This is a genomic window from Deinococcus alpinitundrae (genome assembly GCF_009982895.1).
GTDB classification, from domain to species: Bacteria; Deinococcota; Deinococci; order Deinococcales; family Deinococcaceae; genus Deinococcus; species Deinococcus alpinitundrae.
Genome location: NZ_WXZL01000008.1, coordinates 34,727 through 59,333, shown reverse-complemented (window position 1 = coordinate 59,333; position 24,607 = coordinate 34,727). Strand labels below are relative to the sequence as shown.

The window sequence follows — 24,607 nt, the reverse complement described above, 5'->3', positions numbered from 1 at the left end:
GCCCCGCCCTGCCTATACTCCTTCCCATGCTGAGCTTCACCGATCTGCCGTTTGCCGCCGACATTCACGCCGAGGCGCAGCCTGCCCAGCGCCTCACCTGGGACTCGCGCGAGGCTGGCCCGGACACCGCGTTCGTGGCCCTGCCCGGCGAGCAGATGCACGGCAACGCCTTCGTCGAGCAGGCACTCGCGCGCGGCGCACCCTTTGTCCTGACCGATCTGGACGTTCCGCGTGCCGTGCGGGTCTCCGACGCCCGCGCCGCTCTGTTTGCCTGGGCCACCGCCGAGCGCCGCTACAGCCCGCTGGTCGTCGGCATCACCGGCAGCGTGGGCAAGACCACCGCCAAGAGCTACGCCGCCGCCGCGCTGGAAGCCCACTTCATGCCGGTGTTCAATACCCTGCCGGCCATCGCCTGCTTTCTGCTGGCGTTTGGCCGCTCGCCGCAGCCGCTGGTGGTGGAGATGGGCATTGACCGGCGGGGCGAGATGCGCGAATTGGTTGACCTGGTGCGGCCCGATGTGGGGGTCATCACCAGCATCGGCGCGGCCCATCTGGAAGCGCTGGGCAGTCTGGAGGGCGTGGCAAGCGAGAAGGGCGTCATTCTGGAAGTGTCGCGAACACTGGTGTCGCAACAAGCGGCGGCATGGTTTCCCGGCGTGGACACCTACGGCTTCGAGGGAGCGACGTTTGCCGGCCAGGGTCTTCAGGTCAACGCTGAGGGCGCTTCCTTCCGCTTCGGAGAGGTGTCGGTGAACCTGCCGCACGCCTCGCGGGTGCAGGCCGAGGCCGCCGTGCTAGGTCTGGCGCTGGCCGGGCAAGCTGGACTGGACCTACCGGCGGCTGCCGCCCGCCTCGCCGCCGTGAGCGTGCCGGGGGGCCGCTACCGGGTGCTGCCGGGGCGCTTTACCATCATCGATGACACCTACAACGCCTCGCCGCTGAGTGTCGGGGCCGCACTCGAAGCGCTGAGCGCGTATCCAGGCCGCAAGATCAGCGTGCTGGGCCGGATGCTCGAACTCGGCGAGAACGAACAGGCCATGCACGCCGAGGTCGGCGCACTCGCCCGCCAGCACGCCGACCTCACCTACGGTGTGGGCCAGTTTGCCGCCCTGTTGGGCGAGCGGGCCTTCGCCCAGGTGCCGGAGCTGATCAGCGCCCTCGAAGCCGAGGTCAAAGACGGCGACGTGATGCTCATCAAGGCCAGCCGGGGCATCTCGTGGACGCCGGAGAAGCGGGCGCACGAGGGTGTAGGACTGGAGAGCGTGGTCAACGCCCTGCTGAGCGGGCGAGGCGAATGAAGCGGCTGGCGCTCACGCTGCTGGGCCTATCCAGTCTGGGCCTGCTAGGAGCCTGCGCTCCGGCTCCGACCCAGCGAACGCAGAGTCAGCGAATCCAGACCCCTCCTGCCCGGGCCGCGCTCAATTCTCTGCCTTTTCAGGCCGACTTCAGCGACGCGGGCGTGACCTGGGTCTCGAGCGGCCAGGCATACGTGGCCCGCGCCCCCAGCTTGCGGGTGCAGCCTGCGCCGCTGCCCACGCCCGCCGTGGCCGCTGCCTGGGTCGGGAGCGTGGCCTGGGGAGCCTTGCCCGACGCTGGGCTGATCGTGACGCTCGACGGGCCGCCCGAGACGCGGGTGGTGGGCCGGGCGGTGCGGCTGAGCAGTCAGCGTATCTACCGGCAAGACGGCAGCGCCGTGAACTACGGCGGCGGCGCGGCGGGCGGCGTCCTGGGCTTCCCGCAGGCGGTGCTAACCGGCGGCGACGGCGAGGAGTATGCGCTGGTCGGCGGTGATCTGGAGCGGCCCGGTAGCCCGCCCACCGTGCTCAGCGCCGGAGCGCAGGCCTACCTCTACCGCCTGCCGGGGCGCGGCGCGGCCACCTCGAACGTGCCTACCGTTCAGACCGACCAGGGCCTCTACCGCCTGAGCGGCACACAACTGGAGCGCCTGGACGCTGCGGGCCGCACGGTGACGGGCCTGCCGCACGGCCCCGGACTGATCGGCGTGGTGGGCGGGCGCATCGTGACGCTGAGCGCGGACGGCCGCATCCGGGTGTTTCTGAGCGATTTGCGCGAAGTCCGGCCCTGAGAAGCGGCGTCAAACGGCCTCCAAAACCGCCGTGCTACTCTGCTCGCATTGTGTCTGAACCTTCAAATGCTTTCCTATTCTGTGCGCCGGAACCGGCGTGATCTTCACGGCGCTGCTCTCGTGGTTCTTGCTGGGCCTGTTCATTCACGTATCCAAGCTGCGTGGCTGGGGCCAGCCAGTGCGCCAGGAAGGCCCGCAGACCCACCTGAAAAAGGAAGGCACCCCCACTGCAGGGGGCGTGGCCTTCGTGCTGGCGTTCGTGGCGATGTGGCTCGTCTACTTCTTCGCCGACCCGCTGGAAGGCGCAGCGCGAAGCCGCGAGATCATGATCGTGCTCTCGGCTATCGGCATGGGCCTGATCGGCTTTGCCGACGATTTTCTCAAGATTCGCTGGCGGATGGTGGGCGGCAAGAAGGAATTGCTGGCGCGCGAGAAGTTCCCGCTGCAACTGATCGTCGGGGCGGTGTTCGCTTATTTCGCCGCGCCGCTCGCCTCGCACCTGCTGATTCAGAGCTTCGGGCCGGTGTGGGACGTGGTGCTGATCACGCTGGTGATGGTGGCCTCCGTCAACGCCTTCAACTTCACCGACGGCCTCGACGGTCTGCTCGGCGGAGTGAGCCTGATCGTGCTGCTGCCGTTTCTGGGTGTCTCGCCCGCCGCGCTGCTCCTGGTCGGCGGTGTGCTGGGCTTCATGTGGTACAACGCCCACCCGGCGCGCGTCTTTATGGGCGATATGGGCAGCCACGCCATCGGCGCGGTGGCGGCGGGCGTCTATGTCCTTTACGCCGATCCCTGGCTGTTGCCGGTCGCGGCGATTATTCCGGTGGTCGCGGTGCTAAGCGTCATCATTCAGGTGGCCTCGTTCAAGACCACCGGCAGGCGCGTCTTTAAGATGAGTCCGATTCAGCATCACTTCGAGCTGAGTGGCTGGAAGGAAACCCAGGTGACAGTCCGCTTCTGGATGATCACCGCGCTGGCGACGGCGGCGGCCTGGGGACTGATGGGCGGGAAGTGGTGAAACACACAGGAATCAAGTCAGGCAGGCTGGGTCAGGCGCTGCGTTAGAGCGGCCTGCAAGTCCGGTCCGAACCCATGCCGCGCCAGATTCTCCAGACCGCCGAGATCGCGCAGGAAAGCCAGCGCTGCGAGCATGTTTGCCGGATCACTGGTCAAGAAGCGGGCGAGTTCGTCGCGGTTCTGTAAATCGGTCTGACGCGAGAGCATCTCGGCGTGCAGCAGCTGCACATGCCGATCGGTTTCGGCATAGTCAGCAGCGATCTCGGCTCCGGCACGCCCGCCACAAACAATGCCAACGCGACCGCCAGTCTGGTGCGGTCCTTGCCGACGTGGCAGTGAATGACCACTGGGCCTGCTGGCGCGTCCACGATCTGCTGCAAAAGCACGGCAAAATTGTTGCAGGCATGTTCGAGCCATGCACGGTAAAAGTCGGCGTTGCTGCGGGCCGCCGCGCTGGCGGCGTTCAGGTTGCGGTTGCCGTGCGGCAGGGCGGGCAAATTGAGAGACAGCGCCTCACCCCCAGAAAGGGAGTGGGGTCAATGGAACGCTCCCCAGGGTCTCGCCGGTCCAGAATGCGCGACACTCCCAACGCGCGAATCAGGCGGCGCGGCTGAACAGGGCCGCTCGGCGTGGAAAGTCCGGCGAGGTCGCGGGCATTGAGAGAACCTTCCCAGGTGAGCTGCTCGGGCATCCTGGCAATGTGGCGCTTAGCGGACCGCCCGGCCAGCCCATATTGACCCGTGACGCCCGGTCACAAGCCCTAAACTGGTGGCCTCAGAAACCAGCCTTTACCAATCGGCCACAAACCCGCTTAGCTTCCCAAAGGCCGGAAGCGTGGCCGCGACACTGTGAACGCTCACAACCTGGTTTTATTCAAGGAGGCAACACCATGACCACCTATCGTCAACTGGGCCGCAGCGGCCTGCATCTCTTTCCCCTGGGCCTGGGCACCATGCAGTTCGGCTGGAGCGCAGGCGAGGACACCGCCTTCGAGATCATGGACGCCTACTATGCGGCGGGCGGCAACTTTCTCGACACCGCCGACATCTACACCACCTGGACCCCCGGCAACCCCGGCGGCGTGTCCGAGGAGATCATGGGACGCTGGATGAAGGCGCGTGGCAACCGCGACGACATCGTGGTGGCGACCAAGGTGCGCGGCGCGATGGGCGGCATGGACGACAACCAGGGGCGCGGCAGCGTCCATCAGCGCGAGGGGTTATCGCGACGCTGGATTCTGAAAGCCTGCGAGGACAGCCTCAAGCGCCTTCAGGTCGATCATATCGATCTGTACCAGGCCCACTGGGTCGATTCCCAGACCCCCATCGAGGAAACGCTCTCGGCCTTTACCGAGCTGGTCAAGCGCGGCTACGTACGCTACATCGGCTGCTCGAACTTCAGCGCCTGGCGGCTGATGCAGGCGCTGTGGACGAGCGACAGGAAAAACCTCGAATCGTTCGTCAGCATTCAGCCGGAATACAGCCTGCTCTCGCCCACCCGCGCCAACTTCGAGCGCGAGTTGCAGCGGGTGGCAGTGGAGTACGGCATCGGGGTGATTCCCTGGAGTCCGCTGGGCGGCGGCATGCTGACCGGCAAGTACCAGCGCGGTCAGCCGCTGCCAGAAAGTGTGCGGGCCGACGAGAATGCGGCAGGACGCTTCAGTGATCAGAACTTCGACGTGGTAGACACCTTGAAGGCGGTGGCCGGGCGCACCAACGCCGTGCCCGCACAGGTGGCGCTGGCCTGGATGCTGGCCCAGCCTGCCATGACCGCACCGATCATCGGGGCCAACAGCGTCGCGCAGCTTCAGGAGTTGCTGGGCACCGTGGACCTGACCCTGAACAATGATGACCTGGCCCAGATCAGCAAAGCCAGCGACTGGGAGCGGGCGCGCACCGAGTTGGAGCGCTGAGCAGCCCCTTCATGAGCCCACCTTTTCTGAGCGAGACTTAGAACACACGCCCGGCAGCGGACCTCCTCATCTGACATCGGTGAGAATGGAATCCTGGCGGGCGGCAGGCTGTCTGGTGTCTGACATCCCCGCGCCGCCCCCAAAGGAGACTCAAGATGGGATTTCTCGATCAGCTCAAGACCCTCGCCAACCAGGGCATGACCGCCGGGCAGGAAGGTTTCGCCCGCTTCAACAACGCCACCTTCGCCGACGCCAGCATGGCCGCCTGCGCTCTCATTGCCGCCGCCGACGGCAAGATCGACACCCAGGAGCGCAGCCGCACCGCCGCCTTCATCACCAGCAGCGACAAGCTCAAGGCCTTTGACGTGAACAAGCTGCGCGGCAAGTACGACGAATACTGCAACAAGGTGACCCAGGACTTCGATTTTGGCAAGATCGAGCTCCTTCAGCTGGTTGGCAAAGCCGCCAAGAAGCCTGAGGAGGCCCGCGCGGTGGTGCAGCTCGCGGTGGTCATCGCCAACGCCGACGGCGATTTCGACGAGAAGGAGCAGATGATCATGCGCGACATCATCTACGCCCTCAAGCTCAATCCTTCCGAGTTCGGGCTGTAGGTCGCAGCCGGGGGCATGGCATCCCGTACACTCGGCGCATGACCGGCCCCCGCAAACCAACTTCCCAACCGTCGCGTTCTCCCAAGCCAAAATCCCAGCAACTCAAGCTGCGCCGCCCTGAACCGAGGGCGGCTGCTGGTTATTTCCAGATTCTTCCCGCCGCGCTGCCGCCGCGCCTGGCCCGCCTGACAGCGCTGACCAAGCCCGGCGTGCGCGGCGCGCCTGATGTGGACGCGGCCCAGGTGCTGCTGGCCGAAACGCTGCTCAAAGCACGGATCAAGGGTGAGGTACTGGATCTGAGCGCCATGGGCGGGTTGATCGCCAGCTTGCCTGGCGTGACCCTGCGGGCCGCCGAAGGATCGGCCCCAGCCCTGGCGGTGCTCCAGGCGGCGGGAATCAATGCCGTGGCGGCTATCCCCGGCGACCCGCTGGAACGCGCCCCCACCGTCACCCTGATTCTGGCGGGCGACCGGGGCAACGCCTACGCCCAGGCCCAGGTGAGCTGGGCGCACGCCTGCACCCCGCCGGGCGGCATCCTGTATCTGGCCGGAGACCGCGACAAGGGCTTCGACCGCTATGTGCGCGCGGCGGGCGCGGCGTTCGGCAGCGGCGAAACCATCGCCCGCGACGGCGGCATGCGGGTCGCCAAGCTGGTGCGCCGCCCCGGCCCGACCCCACCGCAACCGCCCGCCGAAACCTATAAGTACGAGGACCTGAAGGTGGTGGCGCTGCCGGGTGTATTCAGTGCGGGCAAGGCCGACAAGGCGACAGCGCTGCTGCTGCGTACATTGGACGATCTGGACGTGTCCGGCAAGGCGGTCCTCGACTTGGGCTGCGGCGCTGGCCTCATCGGGGCGTGGGCAGCGCGGCGCGGCGGCATGGCCACCCTGACCGACGCCGACCTCAGCAGTGTGCGTAGCGCCGAGCAGACGCTCGCGGCCAACCAGCTCACCGGCGAGACCCTACACAGCGACGTGGACGCGGCACTGGGCGAACGCCGCTTCGATCTGATTCTCTCCAATCCGCCGTTTCACGTCGGGCGCGGCGTGGTGCTGGACGTGGCTGCCGAGTTCCTGAAGACGGCCGAGCGCCGCCTGAAACCGGGCGGAGCCGCCTACTACGTCGCCAACGACTTTCTGCCCTACGAGAAACTGCTGACCGGTTGGGCCAGCGTCACGGAAGTGGTTCGTGAAAGCGGGTTCAAGGTCTTGCGGGCCGAGCGCCTTTAAAGCACTCGTCAAAAAGAAGCGCGCTTTCGGCTTCTTTATCCCTTCGGACCGCTCTCATCCGGCCCGCGGCCCCCTACACTGTTCGGCATGGAAACTTTCGCTTCCTTCAGGGTCGGCGGTCAGCGCGTCTACGGCATGGTCCATTTGCCCGAACCGGACTTAAACGGCATTCCCAGACCCGCTCACGGCTTTCCCGGCGTGGTCATCCTGCACGGCTTCACCGGCGACCGGAGCGGCGATCACCGCCTGCTACCGCTGCTGTCGCGCCACCTGGCTGACCGGGGCATCGCCTCGCTGAGATTCGACTTTCGGGGCAGCGGTGAATCGGAGGGCGACTTTTCCGAGATGACCGTCAGCCGCGAGGTGGAGGACGCCGTGGCGGGCTTCGGGTACTTTAAGGATCTGCCCGAAATCGACCCGAAACGCGCCATGCTGCTGGGCTTCTCGATGGGCGGGCTGGTGGCCGCACTGAGCGCCCCGAAAGTCAACCCGCACCGGCTGGCGCTGTGGGCACCCGCCCTGCCGGAACTGTGGCTCAGGATGCTGCCGGGGGGCCATCTTCCGCCCGCCATCATGGACCAGGGCGGCTGGCCGATTGGCCGCGAGTTCTTGCTGGAAATGACGCGCCTGGACCCTCTCAAGGCCGCCGGGCAATACCGGGGGCAGGCGCGGGTTTTTCACGGCGACGCCGACACGGCCGTGCCGATAGAGATGGGTATGCGTTACGCTCAGGCGCTCGGCTGCGACACCATCGCCATTCCCGGCGGCACCCACACCTTCGACAGCCTGGAAACGACGGAGATGCTGTACAAGGTGACCGGGGAATTTTTGCTGGGAAACTGAGTACACCGCTGCGAAAATGGTGGGGCACTGAGCCATTTCGCCTACAGCCCGCGTCCGACCCGACCCGTTAAGCTGTCAACCATCATGCCCGTCCCCACAACCGATCCCGACATCACCGTGCGGGCCGCCCAGCTTCGCAAGGCGTACACCGTCACCGAGAAGGAACCCGGCTTTCTGGGCAGCCTGCGGGCCTTCGTGCGGCCCAACACCCGCACGGTGGAGGCGGTCAAGGGGGTGAGCTTCGAGCTGCGCGGCGGCGAGATGGTGGGCTTTCTTGGTCCCAACGGCGCGGGCAAGACCACCACCCTGAAGATGCTCTCGGGCCTGCTGCACCCGACCTCCGGCGCGGCCACAGTGCAGGGCCACACGCCGCAGAAGCGCGGGACCGCCTTTCTGAAGCAGATCACCTTGGTCATGGGGCAAAAGCAGCAGCTCATCTGGGATTTGCCCGCCCAGGACAGCTTTCTGGTCAATCAGGCGATCTACGAGATTCCGGACGCCGAGTACAGAGCCACCATGCGCGAGTTCGATGAGGTGCTGGATTTGTCGGGCATTCTCAGCAAGCAGGTGCGCAAGCTTTCGCTCGGCGAGCGAATGAAGTGCGAGCTGGCCGCCGCGCTCTTGCACCGCCCCAAAGTTCTGTTTCTCGACGAACCGACCATCGGGCTGGACGTGAACATGCAGGAGCGCATCCGTGAATTCGTGCGCGAGTACAACGCCCGCTTCAACGCCACCGTGATGCTGACGAGTCACTACATGGCCGACGTGACCGCACTCTGTCAGCGGATTCTGGTGATCGACGGCGGCGAGCTGGTCTTCGACGGCGACCTCTCGGCCCTGACATCCGGCCCCGACGCCCGCAAGACCGTGCGCCTGCAACTCTCGCGCCCGGAAACGGCGGCGCGGCTTTCAACCTTCGGCGAACTGATCCGCCTGGACGGGCTGGACGTGGAACTGGCGGTCCCGCGCGGTGAGGTCAGCGCCCGCGCCGCCGCCATGCTCACCCACTTGGACGTGGCCGATCTGACGGTGGTGGACCCGCCGATCGAGCAGGTCATCGGGCAGCTGTTCAGGAGTGACAAGAAGCCCGAGCCGGTCAAGGCACTGGCATGAACGCCCACACCTGGCGCAAGTTCCGGGTGCTGATGGCAACCCAGTTCGCCCATATGACGGTCTACCGGGCCGAAATCGTCATCTGGATGCTATCGGGTACGCTGAGCCTGGTCATGGGCCTGATCTGGATGCAGCAAGCCGCTTCCGCGCCGGGCGGCGAGATCGGCGGCTACACCGCCCGCGATTTTGCCTCCTACTTCATCGCCACCTGGGGCACGGCGCAGATCCTGGTGGTGTGGGTGGCCTGGGAGCTGAGCTTCGACGTGCGGCAAGGCACCCTGTCCCCCAAGCTGCTACGCCCGATCGACCCGTTCTGGATGCACTACGTCGGCCACTGGGCCGAGCGAATCGTGCGACTGCCGCTGATGTTCGTGCTGCTGGTCATCTTCGCCGTGCTGACCGGGGCGCAGTACACCACTCAGCTCTCGCACTGGCTGGCCTACCTGCTGCTGGTGCCGCTGGCCTTCACCCTGCGCTTCCTGCTGGAGTACTGCATCGGCCTGCTGGCCTTCTGGTTCGAGGCCGCCGAAAACTTTCAGGAACTCGTCTGGGTGCTGTACGCCGCGCTGGGCGGGCTGCTGGCTCCGCTGAGCCTGTACCCGGCGGCCGTGCAGAAAGTGGCCGCCTTTACGCCCTTTCCATACATGCTGGGCCTCCCCTGCGATCTGCTGACCGGCAAGGCCGACTTGAGCGACGTCTTGCGCGGCTTCTTTATTTTGCTGGCATGGACGGTGGGATTCGGCCTGCTGCGGGCCTTGATGTGGCGGCACGGCGTCAGAAAATACGGCGCAGTGGGAGCCTGATGCGGTTCTGGAAGCTGCTGCGGATCTACCTCTCGGCCAGCCTCAGCGTGCAGCTGGCGTACCGGGCCAACTTTCTGGCGGCCATTCTCAGCAGCTTCGCTAACCTCGCCACCGGATTGCTGGGCGTGCTGCTGTTTTACAGCCGCCCCGAGATCAAGGAACTCGGCGGCTGGAATCTGGAAGGCGCCTTGATGGTGGTGGGCTTTTTCACCCTCACCGAGGGGCTGATCAGCGTCTGGTTGCGGCCCAATCTGACCCAGCTCTCGGAGGGTATCCGCACCGGCACGCTGGACTTTTTGCTGCTCAAGCCGGTGGACGCGCAGTTTCAGCTCTCGGCGCGCAACCTCAACCTCTTGCGGCTGCCCGACATGCTGCTGGGCCTGGGCCTGATCGTCTGGGCGGGGGCGGCGCTCGGCACGGTCACACTCAGCGGGGCGCTGCTCTCGGCGGTGCTGTATCTCAGCGCGATTGCGATGGTCTACGCCATCTGGTTCATGCTCAACACCACTGCCTTCTGGCTGGTCAACGTGCAGAACATCACCGAGCTGTTTCAGGGCGTCTTCAGCGCCGGGCGCTACCCCTTGCAGGCGCTGCCGCTGTGGATTCGCCCGGTGCTGACCTTCGTGATTCCGGTGGCCTTCATCACCACCATTCCGGCCCAGGCGCTGCGCGGCGAGCTGGGCACGGCGGCCCTGTTCAGCCCGCTGGTGGCCCTCATTTTGCTGGCGATCTGCCGGGTGCTATGGCTGCGGGCGCTGGGGAGCTATACCAGTGCCAGCAGTTGAGAAGCTTGCAAATGACCAGTGCTCCCTGCGCTAGCTTTGCGGCATGACCGCTCCTCTCCAACTTGCCACTTCGCCCGAAGACACGCTGTATTCGCGCATCGGCCCCGCCACCCTGCACGACCTGGTGACCCGATTCTACGGCCACGTCGCCCAGCACCCCGACTTGATCCCGATTTTTCCCACCGACCTGAGCCTCACCGCCCGCAAGCAGGAGGCCTTCCTGAGCGGCTTCTTGGGCGGGCCGCCGCTGTACCACCAGCAGTTCGGCCACCCCCGCCTGCGGGCGCGGCACCTGCCGTTCGAGATCACGCCGACGCGGGGGCGTGCATGGCTGAGTTGCATGAACGCCGCCATGCGCGAGACGCCGGGGCTGAAGCCCGAGGACGCCGCCGAACTCTTCGCCGCGCTGAGGCGCACCGCCGCCGCCATGGTCAACACCCCGGACCCGGAACAATGAGCGAGCTGGAACTGATTCAGGTTGACATCCTCTACACCGGGATGGGCCTGCCGATTCGCAGCGGGGCGGTCGTGGTGGGTGGGCAGACCATCGCCGCCGCCGGGGACTTCGACACCCTCCACGCCCAGTATCCGCAGGCCGAACAGGGCCGCACGGTGAACGTCATCTCTCCCCTTCCGGTCAACGCGCACGCCCACCTGGACATGTCCGACTACGCATTTCGGGCACTGCCCTACTTCCAGTGGATTCCCGAAGTGGTCATCGCTGGCAGGCTCTCACGCGGACTGGCGGGCGCGAGGAAGGGACTGGAGCAGGTGCGGGCCAGCGGCGCGGCAGCCCTGGGCGACATCGTGTGGCCGGGCACGCCGGAAGTGATGGCGTGGCTGCTGACGGAAGCCGAGATGAGCGGCGTGGCCTACTGGGAGGTGCTCGATCCCAACCCGGCCACCGCTAACGCGACTTTTACCCAGGTCGTGCAGGACGTGGCCCGTTTCCGCCCACTGGAGCGCCCCGGCGGGATGCGGCTGGGTCTCTCACCGCACGCGGCACATACCGTGTCGCACAAACTCCACCGTTTGCTGGCCGCCTTCACCCGGCGCGAGAACTTGCCGCTGCAGATTCACGTGGCCGAGCATCCCAGTGAGCTGGAACTCTTCGCGTCGGGCACCGGGCCGCTGGCCGAGAGCTTCGCGAAGATGGTGCAGTTCAGCTCGCCGGGACTGACCTTACCGGAAGTGCTGGGCCGTGCTCCCGACCCCAAGCTGACGCCCGTGTCGTATCTTGCCGATCTGGGTGTGCTGGACGCCAGACCGACGCTCATTCACCTGGTCAACGTGACGGACGACGACATCCGCACGGTGGCGCAGTCGGGCGCGAACGTCGTGACCTGTCCGCGCAGCAACGCCAACTTGCAGTGCGGCACCTTTCGCTGGACCGACTTCGTGGCGGCAGGCGTGGACGTGGCCCTGGGCACCGACAGCGTGGCGAGCGGCGAAACCCTGAACATCTTCGACGAGATCGCGGCGGCGCGGCGCATTCACGCAGACCTGGACCCCCGGCTCATCGTGCGGGCGGCGGTCAAGGGTGGGCATCGGGTGTTGGGCAGCAAGGCACCCTTCCTGCGCCGCGGCGAGGCCTGGGACGAGCGCTTCGTGTGGCCCTCAGCGTGATTCGGCGGCACTAAACCGGCAAGACAAAACCGGGCACGTGGCCCAACAGGAAAGGGCAAGCTGAATCGAGCTGGCTTCAGGGCGTGGTCGGGGCCTTGGGGGGATCGGTCGGCGTGGCCGAGCAGGTACCGCGCTGAACCGTGGCGTCATTCTGGCGCTGCACGCTCAACACACCAGTCAGCGGCAGGCTCTCGTTACTCAGGACCAGGCACTCGTACTGATCCACACCGCCGCCCGCCGCCGCCACGTTCCACAGGAATCGGGTCTTCTTGAGTTGATCATTGTTGGTGTATGACACGTACTGGTAGTCGCCGCTCGGCAACTGCACGTCTCTCGCCTGATCGGCCACGCTGAGGGTGCCCTTGCCGTTTTGCACCTCGACCAGGCGCGGCACGGCCAGCGTTTTGCTGACGCTCACATCGGCGAGCTGTCCGCTGAGGGCCCAGGTCTGACCGACCAGCAGCGGTCCGGCCCGGCTGGGAGAAGTGGTGTCGATGACGTTGCCCAGGTTGAGGGTGGGCGCGCAGGCGCTTAGGGTCAGGCCGCACAACAGAGCAGGCCAGACAACGGACAGCGGACGTTTGGACATGCTCCCAGCATACGGGCCGCAGATGAGCAGGAAGATGAGGAAGCTGACCGGGCATGTCGGCTCAGCGGCCCGGCGAAACGAGGTCCTGCAGGGCTGGAGCCTCTGATCGCTTCAGAGTTCACCACGTGCAAAGGCGCTCATCAGATCCGGCGCGGCCGTGTCGAAGCCCACCACGTCGAGCATGTCGCTTCTGTGTGGGTCGGCGATGCTGAACTGGGTGGCCGTCAACCCGACCACGATCAGGCGGGCGGCCAGGCCGGTGCGCTGACGGTACTGGTCCAACGCGACGCTCGGATGAACCGTTCCGGCCCAGGTCTCATTGTCGGTGTAGACGACGAAAGTGTCCACATCTACGTTCGCCTGCGCCGCCCAACGCATCGGCTGCGCGCAGTCGGTGGCCCCGAAGCTGGCCGACTGGGCCTTTCGCATGGTCGCCTCCAGGCTGTCGCGCGGCGTGATGCCCAGTGCCCGGAACTGATCGGCAAAGCCCATCGTGAGCGCCTCGGGTTCGGTTCTCAGCGCCAGCATGCTCATGGCTGCCGCCGCCATATTGGGTGTCAGGCCCGGCACGCCTGCCACCTCGCCCCAGGTCATTGAGCCGCTGACATCCAGCGCCAGCAGGTGCCGCGTTCCGGCGGGCCGCACCTGTCCGAAGGCCATGTGAAACGCTTCTTCCAGTGCGTCCACCACGCGCGGCACCGGCAGCCAGGTGCCCTTGCCGCGCACACCCCGGCCCGCCGCGTAGACCAGCCGGGCTTTGAGGGCGTCGAGCGGGTGAATGCGGCCCCGTGCCAGCGCCAGCGGATCGGTCAGGCGGGCCACCGCCGCGTCCACCAGTTCGCGGTCATTGACGCTCAGCACCTCTACCCGGCTGAGGTTGCCGAGGTTTCGCAGCAGCCAGGTCAGCCCGTTGGTCTGCATGGCCGCCCGGTAGACCTCGGGGCCGCGCAGGTGGGTCGGCACGCCCTCGACGGGCAGGCCGTAGTCGAGCATCAACCGTGCAGCGGCCTCGTCGTTAGGCGCTTCCTGCACCCGCTGATGCCCCTCAATAACGCGCAAGGCCGGAGCGTCGGCGGCTGGGGGCGGCACCAGATCGCCGCTGACCATGAATTTCAAAACGGCGTTGCGCACCGGATCGGCGGTTCTGGGATGCGCAAGACGTAGCGCGTCGGCCTGCGTCCAGCCGTCCCGGCCCTTATATTTGACGGCCCAGAGGGTCAGCCTGTCCACGTCTAGATTCTCGTAGACGTTCGCCACGCCCCGGCGGGTCAGCCGCCCCCAGCCGCCCAGGGCCTTCACGAACGCCAGAAAATGCAGCAGCATGGTGCCGGTGCGGGCCACCTCGGGCAGCGCTCGCCAGGCCGCCTGCCGGTCGGCCACATCAGGCGCTGTTTTGGCAATCAGGGCCAGCACCAGCAGCGCCGGGTCGGGCCGGGGCGCACGGCCTGCACGCACCACGTCCAGCATGATCCGCAGGGCCAGGGCCGCGTCGCGCTCCACCAGCGCGCGCAGAAAGTCGGTGGCCTGCACGGTGTGGGCCTGTGCCCCGGCGTAAAAGGTGCCGCCGTCGCTGCCCAGCACCAGAAAGCGGGTCAGCCGGGCCTCGTCACCCAGGGCGTAGACGAAGCCGCCCGCGTTGTTCCTGACCTGAGGCGTGTCGAGCGGATGCTGCTGGCCACGCTGAAGGGGGTTGATGGCACTGAGCAGGGTCTTTAAGGCAGAGTTCTTCGCGGCGTCGGTCATGCGGGCGGCCCTCCTTGGGTGGCAATGACAACCGGCGGCCTCTCGCTGAACCGCCGCAAACCGGGCAGGGCCTCGAAATGAGCCGCTGCTTCAGTGGGTGTAGGTTGAGGTCTGACGTCAACAGTGGGAAGACAGCTGGGACCCGAGGCTCGATCAGCCTCGCCAGGTCGGCGCAGCCGAGAGGCCCGGCAACCGGCGCTGAGCGACTGAACGGTCACCCCCCAATTGAAATGCCGATCTGTCTCGCGCGGCGCTGAAGTGTGGTTGAAGCGGAAAACAGCCTGGCCTGCACAGCGCGTTCAGGGCAAGGGTTCTGGTCACGGAAGGAGAGGAGCCAGTTCGGGCCGGACAACGCAGGCCCGGCGCAGTGGAATGGTCTGCCCGGCTCCCAGGCGTGCCGACGCAGCGACCATGGGCTATGTAAGGGGTCACCGTGACCATTTCGGCCCTGAACGCCGACAAGCAGGCAAAACGTTGACCGGACAAGGAACGGAACAGGGGGGTATTTTTTCGAGCAATAACCCTGAACCTTCGGCCCGGTCAAACAGCTGGAGGCAGATCGAATCAGGGGCTGCTCCGGAGTGTCTGCACCGCACCTGCCCCTGATTGCCCGGTCAGTCTAGGCGGTCAGGCGGCGGCTGCCTATGGGCCGTGTGGCGCAGCGCCGGGCTAGGCCAATCGGCTCAGCGCGCCCCGAGTTGGGCGATACTGCGCCATGCTGACCACCCTGAGTTTTGGCGACGCCCGCGCCCACCACCTGATGGCCGAGCAGCAGCGCGAACTCCGGCGGCTTTATCAGGACACGGACGAACGCACCGAACCGTTCGACCCCGCGACGCTCGCGGGCGGCGTGCTACTCGGCTGGGAGGAAGGTGGCGAGCTGCTGGCCATCGGCGGCCTCAAACCGCTTGACCATCTCGGCACTCAGATCAGCAGGGCCGAGATCAAGCGGATGTATACGCAGCCGGGGGCACGGGGGCGCAAGCTGGGCCGCGCCGTGCTGGACGGTCTGATCGTCTGGGCACGCGAACACGGCTTGGGTGAGGTGGTGCTGGAAACCGGCGATCTCCAGGCGGCGGCTATCGGCCTCTATGAAAGTGCCGGATTCAAGCGCATCCCCAACTTCGGGTACTACGTCGGCATTGAGAACAGCTGGTGCTACGGCCTTGAGCTGAACATTGAGGAAGGCTGAGGGAAGAAGCTTGGACCCGCCGCACCGATATGCCCTGACGCCGCATGGCAGGTCGCTTGAGCGCTCGGAAACGTCCACGTTTCCAATCCGAAAGTGCGCTAAGGGGCGACGCTACTGGCACAGCACCCAGGTGACATTCCCGACCACACCGCTCTTTCCAGCCCAGACTTCCCAGTACAGGTGCGGCTGAACCTGTCCGGCCTTTCCGAGCCGCTACCATAGAAGTCCATGATGAAGCCGACTTTCAAATCCTCCGTCTCCAGACAGTGCTGGAGCGCCGCCGCGCTGCTGCTGCTCAGCGCCGTGCTGGTGGGCTGCCCCAAACAGAGCACCACGACAACGGGCAGCGGCGACAACTGCACCGACGAGTTTGCCGACGGCTCGCCCGAAGCGCCGGTCAGCACCGTCGTGCTGTGCCGCACCGAGTACATCAGCGTCTACGATCCGGCCAAAAAGGTGCCGCTCCTGGTGGCCGAGAAACTGCAACCCACCGAATTCGACGGCTCGGTCAGCCGCGCCGACAACTTCCAGCAGGACCCCGACCTGGCCGAGTCGCAGAGCGCGGCCCTGGGTGACTACCGCAAGTCCGGCTACGCGCGCGGCCACATGGCCCCTGCTGCTGACTTCACCAGCACCGACGAGGCCATGAACCAGTCATTTTATTTGTCGAACATGGTGCCGCAAGACAGCGGCATGAACAGCGGCATCTGGGCCAGCCTGGAGAGCGCCACCCGCAACTGCGCCAAGCAGCTTGGCAGCGTATATGTCATGACTGGGCCAGTGTTCGAGGGCAAACCCAGGACCATCGGCGACGATCAGGTAGCGGTGCCGAGTTCGATCTACAAGATCGTGGTCAGCGGCAATGCAGCCCGCGCTTTTCTGATGCCCAACCGCAAGCTGCCAGCGGCCCGCAGCAACTTCACCCGTTACGAGGTCACGGTGGGCGAGGTGCAGCGCGCCACCGGCCTGACCTTTTTTCCCGGCGGCAACGTCAACTTGCAGGCGCACGCCAGCTTCTGCGGGGGCAGCTACGGCAGCTGACCTGCCGGGTGCGCGGTGACGGCGGCCCAGCCCAGCGCTGCTTCTGCACCAGTCAGCACGCTGGAACTCTTTCTCGATCTGGTGTTCGTTTTCACGGTTACCCAGATCACCAGTCTGGTCGTGCATCCCCACGGCGCGGCCGATTACCTGGGGGCCAGCCTGGTCCTGTTGATCGTCTGGTGGATGTACAGCGGCTACATCTGGCTCACCAACAATCTCGGTACCGGCAACACGGCCTACCGCCTGCTGATGTTCGGCGGCATGGGCGGCTTTCTGCTGATGGCGCTGAGTATTCCCCACGCCTTCGGCGCAGCGGGCCTGGCCTTCGCGCTGGGTTATCTGGCCGTCACGCTGATTCACGCCGGACTCTTCAAGCACGCGCCCAACAGCAGCGCCCAGGCGATCCGGGGCATCTTCGGCTACAACCTGGCGGCGGCTTTGCTGCTGCTGGTCGCCGCCCTCCTGCCGGGTCAGGCGCTGGCCTGCTGGGGACTGGCGGTAGGCGTACTGGTGATCAGCGGGGTCTTCCGGCGTGAGAGCGGCTTTCAGCTGCGTCCGGCCCATTTTGCCGAACGTCACGGCCTGATCCTGATCATCGCGCTGGGCGAGAGCGTGGTCGCCATCGGCGTGGGCGCGGGCGACTCGGCCATCACTTGGCGGCTGGCCCTCGGTGCGCTGCTGGGGCTGGCGCTCAGCGCCGCGCTGTGGTGGAGCTACTTCAGCGGCGACGACGAGCGGGCCGCCAGAGCGCTCGAACCGCCCCGGCCCAGAGACGCCCGCACCTGGCGCTGCGGGGATTCGGCTTCGGCCACGTGCTGATGATCGCGGGCATCATCGGGCTGGCGGCGGGCGTCAAGCTGGTGGTGGGCCACCTCGGCGGCGCGCCCAGCGCCCTCACGGCCTGGAGCCTGGCGGGCGGGGTCAGTCTGTATCTGCTCGGCGACGTGCTGTTCCGCTGGGTGGTGGGCATTGGCCGCGCCGGGACCCGGCTCGGGTTCGCCGGACTGGCCCTACTGAGTGCGCCAGTTGGCCTGCTGAGCGGCGGACTGGTTCAACTGGCCGGACTGGTGGCGCTGCTGGTGGGACTGCTGTGGCTGGAAGGGCGGCGCGAGCGTGGCTGACCCGTTCGTGTCTGACCGGCCCGATCTGTTCGCGGCCCCGCCCGAATATCCGCCGCGCAGCGCCTGGCAACGCGAGTGCTCGGGGTGCGGCGCGTGCTGCGCGGCCCCCGACATCGCCGCACTCGGCAAGCCACTGGGCGTGGTCTGTTCGCATCTGGGGGCGGGCTGCTTGTGCCAGATTTATTTGGAGCGTCCGCAGGTCTGCCGCAACTACCAGCCCGACTGGGTGTGCGGCGAGGTCTCGGTGCTGCCGACGCTGACCGCCAGGGTGAAGCGCTTTCTGGAAATTTATGGCCTGGACAGTGCCGGGGGCGCTGAGCCGCTTCAGCCCGCTGGCTGAGAACGCAGCCGCACACCCAGGGGCGTCAGGCCCGCATCTCGAAGCTGCCGCAGCAGGTCGTCAACCGCCTCCGTTCCCAGCGAACCAAAACTGGGCCGGGCTTCCAGCGTCTGATCGCCCAGTCGGGCCACCGGCCAGAGCCGGGTGATCCAGCCGGGCAGGCACACCGGGCCGCCGCCGGGGTTGATGAGTTCCACGAACACCACGCCGAAGATCTCCCGCACTGGACATTGGGTCTCGTTCATACCTGGCAGTCTGGGCCGGGGCGCAGGAACACGCCATCGGGCACAGCGCCCACCCTGCCGGGGCGCATTCGGGTTTCCCGATAGCTGCCTTCACCGCTCCCCTAGACTGAGCACATGACCAGGCCAACGCTTTCCCAGCTGCGCGTCTTTGTGACGGTGGCTGAGCAGGGCAGCTTTTCCGGAGCCGCCGCCGAGCTGGAAATGTCGCAGAGCAGCCTCAGCGAAGCGGTGCGTTCGCTGGAGAAAGCCCTGGGCCGCGCCCTGCTCCAGCGTCAGGCCCAGGGGACCCGGCTGACCGAGGCGGGCCAGCGAATCCTCGAACACGCCCGGCGAGCGCTCCAGGCCGCCGACGATCTGGAACGCTCGCTGCAAGACGAGGTGCTCAGCGGCGAACTGCGGCTGGCGACGTTTCGCAGCGTGGGCACCCATCTCCTGCCGCCCACCCTGGCGCGCTTCCGGCAGCTTCATCCCGCCGTCAGCGTCAGGGTCATCGCGGTCAATGCCGACGCGCACGCCGAGCAGATGCTCCGACTCGGTCAGGCCGACGCCGCACTGACCTCGCTGCCGCTGGCCGGGCCGCTGGTGCAGTGGCCGCTCCTGCACGATCCCTACGTCGTGCTGACTCCCACCCGGCGCGGCCCGCACCCCTTCGACCTTGCCGAGCTGGCCCACACGCCGCTGCTGCTGCCAGGGCAGGGCGATTCGTGCCACCTGAAGATCGTGCAGTATCTCCAGGCGCAGGGCGTCAGCGTACCGGCAGCTCAGCACATCGAGGAAGACAGTGTGATTCTGGGCATGGTGCAGCACAACCTGGGCGTCAGTATCATGTCGGCCCTCACCGCTCAGCCGCTGCTGCCGGGCATTCAGGTGCTGGCCCTGCCGGTGCCGCTTGAGCGCGCCCTGGGCCTCTCGGTGCAGGCGGCGCGGGCCAGCTTGCCACTGCTGCGCGCCTTTGTCGCCGTCACGCGCGACACTACCAACCGCACGTTCCATCTGCCAGCGGGGCAACTCTACCCGGCGGTGTGACAACCGCTCAGGGATGAAGCCCCAGCTTCCTGAGCACCACCTCAAGCTGAACGGCCAGATCGACCTCATCTCCCCCGTTCTCGATCACCGCGTCGGCCAGGCGGCGTTTTTGCTCGGCGGGCATCTGGGCGGCGTCGCGGGCCAGCACAGCCTCGCGGCTCAGACCGTCGCGGCCCATGACCCGGGACAGGCGCACCTCGAGCGGTGCGTCGATCAGCAGCACGGCGTCGAACAGCGCCCGTGAGCCGCCCTCGAACAGTAGCGGCACGTCCTGAACGACGGTTCGCGCGCCTGCCTGGGCTGCGGCCGCTTCCAGCTCAGCCATTCGGGCACGCACGCGGGGATGAACGACAGCGTTCAGCTTGGCCAGCTCTGCCGGAAAGCCGAACACGCGGGCCGACAGCGCGGGGCGGTCGAGCTGGCCGCCGACCACCACACCGGGAAACAGCGTTTCGATGGCGTGGAGGGTCTGCGGCTCCTGGGTCGCCAGCCGGGCCTGTGCGTCGGCGTCGAGCACCGTGAAGCCGCGCTCACGCAGCAGCCGGGCCAGCGTGCTTTTTCCCGCACCGATCGAGCCGGTGAGGCCAAGGCGTTTGAAGGAAGCCGGAGCCATGAATGCAGTCTAGAGGCTCACAGCCAGCGAAACGCCAGGAACGCCGCCAGCACACCGATGATGGTACCGACCAGCACCTCCAGGTAGGTATGCCCGAGCAGCACCCTGAGCGGCTTGGGCGCAAAGCCCTCGCGGACCACCGCCCGCAGTTCCTCGACGAGTTCGTTGATCAGCCGGGCCTGCTGGCCGCTGCTGTGGCGCACGCCGGTGGCGTCGTACATCACGATCAGGGCGAAGGTGGTCGCCACGGCGAACAGCGGGCTGCCCAGTCCCTCGGTGAGCGCCACGCCCGTCGCCAGCGCCGAAACCATCGCGCTGTGGCTGCTGGGCATGCCGCCAGTTTCCAGCGCCTTCTCGGGCCGCCAGCGCCGCTCAATGAGCAAGATCAGCAGCACCTTGACGATTTGCGCCCCGGTACTGGAGAACACGGCGGTCCACAACCAGCGGTTGCCGAGCAGTTCAGCCAATGAGTTCACGGGCACGGCCAGGAAGGAATGCGGAAGAAGGTGTCCACGTCTGGGCGGCATTCTACAGGCCCAAACATGACAACCGGCTGTCAGCGCGGTGCGGTGGCGCTTACCAGCTCGGTGACCCGCTCGCCCGCTTGCAGCCGCTCAGCGGCCAGCACCGTGTTCATGATCAGCTGGGCCACCGTCATCGGGCCGACGCCGCCGGGCACCGGGGTCAGGGCGGCGGCGACTTCGGCCACGTCCGGGTGAACGTCCCCGGCCAGTTTGGCCTTGCCGCTCTTGCTCAGGCCGACGCGGTTGACCCCCACATCGACCACCGCTGCGCCGGGGCGCACCATCTCGGGGGTGATCAGGTGGGCCTGACCCACCGCCACCACCAGCAACTCGGCCTGCCGGGTCACAGCCGCCAGGTCGGGCGTGCGCGAGTGGGCAATCGTCACGGTGGCGTCTCGGGCCAGTAGCAAAGCGGCCAGCGGCTTGCCGACGATGGTGCTGCGGCCCACGATGACGGCACAGCGACCGGCGATGGGAACGCGGTAGTAATCGAGCAGCGCCACCACCCCGGCGGGCGTGCAGGGCGGCAGCGCCGCCTCTCCGGTCCACAACCGCCCCACGTTGACCGGGTGAAAGCCGTCCACATCCTTTTCCGGACTGATGGCTTCCAGGACCGTACCAACCTCGATATGGGCGGGCAGCGGCAACTGCACCAGCAGCCCGCTCACGGCCGAATCCAGGTTGAGGCGCTCGATCAGGGCCAGCAATTCGGGCTGGGTGGTTGTTTCGGGCAGGGCGTGAACGGTGCTGCCCAGGCCGACTTCCAGCGCCTTCCTTTCCTTGAGGCTGACATAGCTCACGCTCGCCGGGTCCTCGCCCAGCCGGATGACGTGTAGCTCGGGGCGGCGCGGCAGCCGGGCGGCGCGCTCCCCGGCCTCAGTCAACAGCGCCTGGGCCGCAGGCGGGCCGGAGAGAAGAACCGCGCTCAACGCTCCGCCTCGCCGACTTCTTCTGGCACAGCGGCCTCTCGCGGCAGCGCTGACCCAGCCTCCAGACTGCGCGACAGCCCGCCCAGCACCCCGTTGACGAAACGGCCCGAGTCGTCGCCACCGAACTTGCGGGCAATACGCACGGCGCTCTCGATGACCGGCGGGTGGGCTTCCTGGGTATGAATCATCTCGAAGACCGCCAGCCGCAGCACATTGAGATCGGTCTGGGCCATCTGCTCGAAGCTCCAGCCGCGAATGGTGCGCTGCAAGAGTTCGTTGATGGCCGGCTCGTGCTGGTGGTAGCCGAACACCAGCTCATGCGCGAAGGCCAGCGCCTCGGGGTTGAGGTGCGGATAGGTGTCATCGCCCGAGAGCATGGCCCCCTCGGCGCGGGTGTAGATTTGTTGAAAAGGCAAGCCGCCCTGCCCGGCCTCGAACAGCACCCGGAAAGCAAACTCGCGGGCGGCCCGGCGGGTGCCGACCGGCTGGGCCGCGGTGCGCTCACGGCGGGTCACGGCTGACCTGCCGGCGGCTGGACCGCAGGCGGGGTCGGCAGGCTCAGACTCTGCACCGTCACGTTGACAGCCCTGACCTTGAGGCCGGTCATCAGTTCGATATTTTCCTGCAGGGCACGCTGGGCCTGCTGGGCCAGGGCATGCAGATTCTTGCCGTACTCGATGGTGAGGCCAACGTCCAGGCTGACCTGCTGACCCTCGCGGGTGATTTTGAGCGCCCGGGGACGGCGCGAGGTCGGCAATTCGCCCGCGCCGAGGCTGCCGAGCGAGTCACTTAGAGAATCGCTGATCGCCTCGCCCAGCTTGCCGGGACGCGGCGCGGCGGCGGCGGCGATGCTCAGGCCCTCGATGTGCTCCAGGGTGGAGGTGGCGATATCGGTCAGGACGTTCTTGCTGATCTCAAGTTCCATAGACTTCTCCCGGTGCAGTGCTTTTGCTGTCATGCGGCGCGGAGCCGAGGAGCGGCTCCAGAATGAATCATCAGTCTAGCAGCGGCGCGCCCAGCTCCGAGAGCAGCGCTGCCAGCGCCGCCTCGTCGAGCACCGGCAGGCCGAGTTCCTGGGCACGGGTCAGCTTGCTTCCGGCGTCCTCGCCCGCCACCAGGTAACTCGTTTTGCCGGTCACGCTGCCGGTGACGCGCGCGCCGCGCGCTTCCAGGGCCGCTTTCAGCACGTCGCGGGGGCGCGAGAGGCTGCCGGTCAGCACGAAGTTGAGACCTGCGAGTTGTGCCGTGCGGCTCTCGGCCTCGCTGACCTGCTGGCCGAGTCCGGCGGCGCGCAGCTTGGCGATCAGGCCCTGCAACCGCTCGCTGCCCAACTCGGCGCTGACGCTGTGGGCCAACACCCCGCCCAGCCCCGGCACCGCCTCGATCTGCTCGGGGGTGGCCGCTTCCAGCGCGCTCAGCGACCCGAAGGCGCGGGCCAGCGCCTTGGCGTTGCGGTCCCCGACGCCGCTCATGCCCAGCGCGTTGATCAATCGCCACAGCGGTTTGGCCTTGCTGTCTTCGAGCTGCGCCAGGATGTTGGCGGCCTTCTTGTCGCCGCCGCGCTCCAGGTTGGCGAGTTGCTCGGCGGTGAGCTGGTAGAAGTCGGCGGCGTCCTTGACCAGTCCGGCCTCCAGCAGTTGCCGGGTCAGCTTCTCGCCAATGCCGCGAATGTCCAGCGCCCCGCGCGAGACGAAGTAGCGCAGCCCCTCGTAGAGCTTGGCCGGGCACGCGGGGTTGGTGCAGTAGCGGTTGGCATCGCCCTCCTCCCGCACGGCGGGAAAGTCGCAGATGGGGCAGTGGTCCGGGAAACGGTACGGCCCGGCTCCCTCAGGGCGCAGCTCGGGCAGCACCCGCACGATCTCGGGGATGACGCCCCCGGCCTTGCGGACGATCACGGTGTCGCCCACATGTAGGTCCAAGTCGCGGATGAAGTCCTCGTTGTGCAACGTCGCCTTGCTGACGGTGCTGCCCTCGATCAGCCGGGGCGAGAGGTGCGCCAGCGGAGCCAGCTTGCCGGTGCGGCCCACATTGATGCTGATGCTCTCCAGTACCGTCTGCGCCTCCTCCACCGGAAACTTGTAAGCGATGGCCCACTTGGGCGCGCGGCTGGTAAAGCCGGATTCGGCCTGCAAGTTCAGGTCGTCGAGCTTGATGACGGTGCCGTCCACGTCGAAGGGCAGGTCGCCGCGCACGGCCAGCAGGTCGGCGTGGTACTGCACGGCCTCGTCAATGCCCCGAACGTGGCGCGAATATTCGCTGACCGGAAAGCCCTTTTCGCGCAGCCACTCCAGCACCTCCCACTGGGTCTGCACCGGCACGCCGTCGCGCTTGCCCAGCGCGTACAGAATGGCGCTGAGGTTGCGTGAGCGCGTGAGTTCCGGGTCTTTCTGGCGCAGCGCTCCGGCCGCTCCGTTGCGGGGGTTTTTCAGCGGCGCACTGCCCAGCTCCTCGGCGCGCTCATTGTAGGCGGCGAACTCCTCGCGGCTCAGATACACCTCGCCGCGCACTTCCAGCTCGCCCTTCAGTCCTTCGAGCTTTTGCGGCAACCCGGCAATGGTCAACACCTGGGCGGTCACGATCTCGCCGGTCAGTCCGTTGCCGCGCGTGGCGGCCCACTGCAACTCGCCGTCGATGTAATACAGATTGACGCTCAGGCCGTCGATCTTGAGTTCGCAGGTATACGCGAAGTCGGCGGCGTCCGGCGCAATGTTGAGTGACCGCGCCAGCTTTTCCTGAAAGCCGCGCAACTCGTCGTCGCCGAACACGTTATCGAGGCTGGTCATGGGGGTGGGGTGATTGACTGCTGCGAAGGCGCTGCTGGGCGCGCCGCCCACCGCCTGCGCGGGCGAGGTAGCCTGGGTCAACCAATCGGGATGCCCGGCTTCCAGGGCGCGGGCTTCTCTGGCCAGGGCGTCGTACTCGTGGTCGGCGATCTCGGGCGCGTCCTGCTCGTGGTAGAGACGGTTGTGGCGGGCGAGTTCGGCCGTCAGCCAGTCGTAACGTTGCCGGGCTAGGCTACCCTGGCTCGTTTTCTCCTGGTCTGTTACGCCCTGGGCTGAATCTTCGTTTGGGGTTCGTTGTTCGGCACTCATGGGCCCACGCTACCATTGACACGGGGGCCGTGTGCCCGACCCTGACCCACCGCGCGCGCCCGGGCACACCTTTAGCGTTTCGTCATTTCGCGTATACTTTCGCCTTAGAAGAACAGCGCTGGGCTGA

Annotated in this window: 29 protein-coding genes; 18 read left to right on the top strand and 11 right to left on the bottom strand. The window is 66.8% G+C overall.

The genetic code is table 11. The features are described from left to right. The first annotated feature begins 26 nt into the window (after positions 1-26). The 3 genes from murF (at position 27) to GUI70_RS09270 (ending at position 3,104) form a co-directional block, all read left to right on the top strand. Entirely contained in the window at positions 27-1,298 is a 1,272-nt protein-coding gene (gene murF, locus GUI70_RS09280; protein WP_161882031.1) for a UDP-N-acetylmuramoyl-tripeptide--D-alanyl-D-alanine ligase, read from the top strand. Then, entirely contained in the window at positions 1,295-2,086 is a 792-nt protein-coding gene (locus GUI70_RS09275; protein ID WP_237724807.1) for a hypothetical protein, read from the top strand. Before murF ends, GUI70_RS09275 begins: the two co-directional genes overlap by 4 nt. Positions 2,087-2,183: 97 nt before the next feature. After that, entirely contained in the window at positions 2,184-3,104 is a 921-nt protein-coding gene (locus GUI70_RS09270; RefSeq protein ID WP_161882030.1) for a phospho-N-acetylmuramoyl-pentapeptide-transferase, read from the top strand. A 17-nt stretch (positions 3,105-3,121) separates the two neighbouring features. Here GUI70_RS09270 and GUI70_RS09265 read toward each other — a convergent pair whose 3' ends face one another. Then, positions 3,122-3,331, bottom strand: coding sequence for a hypothetical protein (locus tag GUI70_RS09265; protein WP_202630449.1), 210 nt, complete (start codon positions 3,329-3,331; stop codon positions 3,122-3,124). Next, complete coding sequence (locus GUI70_RS25225) at positions 3,256-3,600, bottom strand: tyrosine-protein phosphatase (RefSeq protein WP_161882028.1); 345 nt, start codon at positions 3,598-3,600, stop codon at positions 3,256-3,258. The genes GUI70_RS09265 and GUI70_RS25225 overlap by 76 nt, the downstream gene beginning before the upstream one ends. Before the next feature lie 392 nt (positions 3,601-3,992). Between GUI70_RS25225 and GUI70_RS09255 the strand changes: the two genes are divergently transcribed. From GUI70_RS09255 to GUI70_RS09215, 9 genes are all read left to right on the top strand, one after another. Continuing rightward, the gene (locus GUI70_RS09255) at positions 3,993-5,015 is read left to right on the top strand and encodes an aldo/keto reductase (RefSeq protein WP_161882027.1); all 1,023 of its coding nucleotides are present in this window, start codon (positions 3,993-3,995) and stop codon (positions 5,013-5,015) included. Positions 5,016-5,170: 155 nt separating this feature from the next. Further along, positions 5,171-5,626, top strand: a complete 456-nt coding sequence (locus GUI70_RS09250) for a tellurite resistance TerB family protein (protein WP_161882026.1) — start codon at positions 5,171-5,173, stop codon at positions 5,624-5,626. Between the two features lie 38 nt (positions 5,627-5,664). Further along, a complete protein-coding gene (locus GUI70_RS09245; RefSeq protein ID WP_161882025.1) occupies positions 5,665-6,855 on the top strand; it encodes a class I SAM-dependent methyltransferase in 1,191 nt (396 codons plus the stop codon). A gap of 87 nt (positions 6,856-6,942) precedes the next feature. Next, positions 6,943-7,698 carry an alpha/beta hydrolase family protein gene (locus tag GUI70_RS09240; RefSeq protein WP_161882024.1) on the top strand — a complete coding sequence of 252 codons (756 nt, stop codon included), beginning with the start codon at positions 6,943-6,945 and terminating at the stop codon, positions 7,696-7,698. Positions 7,699-7,782: 84 nt separating this feature from the next. Beyond that, positions 7,783-8,811, top strand: a complete 1,029-nt coding sequence (locus GUI70_RS09235; RefSeq protein WP_161882023.1) for an ABC transporter ATP-binding protein — start codon at positions 7,783-7,785, stop codon at positions 8,809-8,811. Continuing rightward, complete coding sequence (locus GUI70_RS09230; protein WP_161882022.1) at positions 8,808-9,614, top strand: ABC transporter permease; 807 nt, start codon at positions 8,808-8,810, stop codon at positions 9,612-9,614. The genes GUI70_RS09235 and GUI70_RS09230 overlap by 4 nt, the downstream gene beginning before the upstream one ends. Beyond that, on the top strand, positions 9,614-10,399 hold the full coding sequence (locus GUI70_RS09225) for an ABC transporter permease (protein WP_306468286.1): 786 nt from the start codon (positions 9,614-9,616) through the stop codon (positions 10,397-10,399). The genes GUI70_RS09230 and GUI70_RS09225 overlap by 1 nt, the downstream gene beginning before the upstream one ends. Positions 10,400-10,442: 43 nt before the next feature. Next, a complete protein-coding gene (locus GUI70_RS09220) occupies positions 10,443-10,856 on the top strand; it encodes a globin domain-containing protein (RefSeq protein ID WP_161882021.1) in 414 nt (137 codons plus the stop codon). Continuing rightward, the gene (locus GUI70_RS09215; protein WP_161882020.1) at positions 10,853-12,025 is read left to right on the top strand and encodes an amidohydrolase family protein; all 1,173 of its coding nucleotides are present in this window, start codon (positions 10,853-10,855) and stop codon (positions 12,023-12,025) included. Before GUI70_RS09220 ends, GUI70_RS09215 begins: the two co-directional genes overlap by 4 nt. 76 nt (positions 12,026-12,101) lie before the next feature. Here GUI70_RS09215 and GUI70_RS09210 read toward each other — a convergent pair whose 3' ends face one another. Continuing rightward, complete coding sequence (locus tag GUI70_RS09210) at positions 12,102-12,614, bottom strand: hypothetical protein (RefSeq protein WP_161882019.1); 513 nt, start codon at positions 12,612-12,614, stop codon at positions 12,102-12,104. A gap of 111 nt (positions 12,615-12,725) precedes the next feature. Beyond that, the gene (gene rsr / locus GUI70_RS09205) at positions 12,726-14,357 is read right to left on the bottom strand and encodes an RNA-binding protein Rsr (RefSeq protein WP_161882018.1); all 1,632 of its coding nucleotides are present in this window, start codon (positions 14,355-14,357) and stop codon (positions 12,726-12,728) included. Between the two features lie 715 nt (positions 14,358-15,072). On the opposite strand from rsr, the gene GUI70_RS09200 reads away from it, so the two are divergent. The 5 genes from GUI70_RS09200 (at position 15,073) to GUI70_RS09185 (ending at position 18,051) form a co-directional block, all read left to right on the top strand. Beyond that, positions 15,073-15,549 (top strand): GNAT family N-acetyltransferase, encoded by a 477-nt coding sequence (locus GUI70_RS09200; RefSeq protein WP_237724806.1) that lies wholly within the window; start codon positions 15,073-15,075, stop codon positions 15,547-15,549. 228 nt (positions 15,550-15,777) lie between these two features. After that, positions 15,778-16,590: a DNA/RNA non-specific endonuclease gene (locus tag GUI70_RS09195; protein ID WP_161882017.1), complete on the top strand. Its 813-nt coding sequence runs from the start codon at positions 15,778-15,780 to the stop codon at positions 16,588-16,590. Between the two features lie 15 nt (positions 16,591-16,605). Next, entirely contained in the window at positions 16,606-17,409 is an 804-nt protein-coding gene (locus GUI70_RS09190) for a low temperature requirement protein A (protein ID WP_237724805.1), read from the top strand. Further along, complete coding sequence (locus GUI70_RS24295; protein ID WP_368733632.1) at positions 17,409-17,711, top strand: low temperature requirement protein A; 303 nt, start codon at positions 17,409-17,411, stop codon at positions 17,709-17,711. The genes GUI70_RS09190 and GUI70_RS24295 overlap by 1 nt, the downstream gene beginning before the upstream one ends. Further along, the gene (locus tag GUI70_RS09185) at positions 17,704-18,051 is read left to right on the top strand and encodes a YkgJ family cysteine cluster protein (protein ID WP_237724803.1); all 348 of its coding nucleotides are present in this window, start codon (positions 17,704-17,706) and stop codon (positions 18,049-18,051) included. Before GUI70_RS24295 ends, GUI70_RS09185 begins: the two co-directional genes overlap by 8 nt. On the opposite strand, the gene GUI70_RS09180 is transcribed toward GUI70_RS09185, so the two are convergent. Continuing rightward, positions 18,036-18,296, bottom strand: coding sequence for a hypothetical protein (locus GUI70_RS09180; RefSeq protein ID WP_161882016.1), 261 nt, complete (start codon positions 18,294-18,296; stop codon positions 18,036-18,038). The two genes, GUI70_RS09185 and GUI70_RS09180, sit on opposite strands and share 16 nt — an antisense overlap. A gap of 114 nt (positions 18,297-18,410) precedes the next feature. Between GUI70_RS09180 and GUI70_RS09175 the strand changes: the two genes are divergently transcribed. Further along, the gene (locus tag GUI70_RS09175; protein ID WP_161882015.1) at positions 18,411-19,322 is read left to right on the top strand and encodes a LysR family transcriptional regulator; all 912 of its coding nucleotides are present in this window, start codon (positions 18,411-18,413) and stop codon (positions 19,320-19,322) included. Positions 19,323-19,329: 7 nt separating this feature from the next. Here GUI70_RS09175 and coaE read toward each other — a convergent pair whose 3' ends face one another. From coaE to ligA, 6 genes are all read right to left on the bottom strand, one after another. Then, on the bottom strand, positions 19,330-19,935 hold the full coding sequence (gene coaE / locus GUI70_RS09170; RefSeq protein WP_161882014.1) for a dephospho-CoA kinase: 606 nt from the start codon (positions 19,933-19,935) through the stop codon (positions 19,330-19,332). A 17-nt stretch (positions 19,936-19,952) separates the two neighbouring features. After that, positions 19,953-20,411 (bottom strand): divergent PAP2 family protein, encoded by a 459-nt coding sequence (locus GUI70_RS09165; protein WP_161882013.1) that lies wholly within the window; start codon positions 20,409-20,411, stop codon positions 19,953-19,955. A gap of 80 nt (positions 20,412-20,491) precedes the next feature. After that, positions 20,492-21,388 (bottom strand): bifunctional 5,10-methylenetetrahydrofolate dehydrogenase/5,10-methenyltetrahydrofolate cyclohydrolase, encoded by an 897-nt coding sequence (locus GUI70_RS09160; protein ID WP_161882012.1) that lies wholly within the window; start codon positions 21,386-21,388, stop codon positions 20,492-20,494. Next, positions 21,385-21,903, bottom strand: a complete 519-nt coding sequence (nusB, locus tag GUI70_RS09155) for a transcription antitermination factor NusB (protein WP_161882011.1) — start codon at positions 21,901-21,903, stop codon at positions 21,385-21,387. Before nusB ends, GUI70_RS09160 begins: the two co-directional genes overlap by 4 nt. Then, entirely contained in the window at positions 21,900-22,313 is a 414-nt protein-coding gene (locus GUI70_RS09150; protein WP_161882010.1) for an Asp23/Gls24 family envelope stress response protein, read from the bottom strand. Before GUI70_RS09150 ends, nusB begins: the two co-directional genes overlap by 4 nt. A gap of 70 nt (positions 22,314-22,383) precedes the next feature. Continuing rightward, positions 22,384-24,480, bottom strand: coding sequence for an NAD-dependent DNA ligase LigA (gene ligA / locus GUI70_RS09145; protein ID WP_161882009.1), 2,097 nt, complete (start codon positions 24,478-24,480; stop codon positions 22,384-22,386). Positions 24,481-24,607 lie beyond the last annotated feature (127 nt).